Raw genomic sequence first — 772 nt, 5'->3', positions numbered from 1 at the left:
TCCCGAGCGAATTCTTTAACCGTGCAGAAAAGTGCCTTGAAATGCTCTTGGTGGATGTTTTGTGGAATGTCGACAAACAGGACTCATCGGCAACAGCGATTACGACTGAGGGCGCGGAGAGCACCCTACACATAAGCCGCCGTGAAGGCCTTTTGGCGTTTTGCTCCTGTTTTGCTTCGCTGACGTCACTAGCACGCGTGATGGCGGCAGCTGTCGAAACTGGGGCGAGTAGCACGACTGAAGGGAAGTATCCAGAAAACCTTGTCAACGCACTGCAGCGCCTCGAGCGGCTGGTTTCGCTGCTTGGAAAACTTATACCATATGTTATGCGCTACTCTACCGATGTGAGCGTGGTTACTGATGCCTTACAGGTACTTGTGCCGGTTTCTTCTGCAGAATCATCGTTATTTGCCGGCGTGGCACGCCGCAGTCTGTGCCTTCTCCGACAGTGGTCCTTGTCGTCGCCGAGCGGTGGGCCGAGTTGTGAGAGGGAAAAACAAAAGGGTATTCCCCAGGAACTTGAAAAGAAGGAAGTTGGCACTGGTGAACTACAGTCTGTTGAAGAGGGTGAACTGACTGACAAAAGATTGCAGAGTATGGCGCGAGCTTCGATGGGCGCCCGCAACCGAGCAGTTTTCCGTCGTTTTCTCCACGATATTGGAAATGAGGAGGCACGGCAAATGGCAAAAACATCTTTGCAGACAATAGCACTAATCCATCCGGTTCCGGAAGGGATTGAAAAGGCGGTGGAGCCGGGGGGCAGGGCGATGGA

1 protein-coding gene is annotated in these 772 nt (G+C 53.1%); it reads left to right on the top strand.

Going from position 1 to position 772, the window contains the following annotated elements; all coding sequences use genetic code 11:
• Positions 1-772, top strand: a 772-nt coding sequence (locus tag IE124_RS36305; RefSeq protein WP_189513952.1) for a hypothetical protein, incomplete at both ends; no start/stop codon positions are given.

This window comes from Streptomyces narbonensis (assembly GCF_014649015.1).
Classification (GTDB): domain Bacteria; phylum Actinomycetota; class Actinomycetes; order Streptomycetales; family Streptomycetaceae; genus Streptomyces; species Streptomyces narbonensis.
The sequence above is the reverse complement of the archived record's forward strand: the minus strand, read 5'-3'. Positions and strand labels throughout refer to the sequence as shown.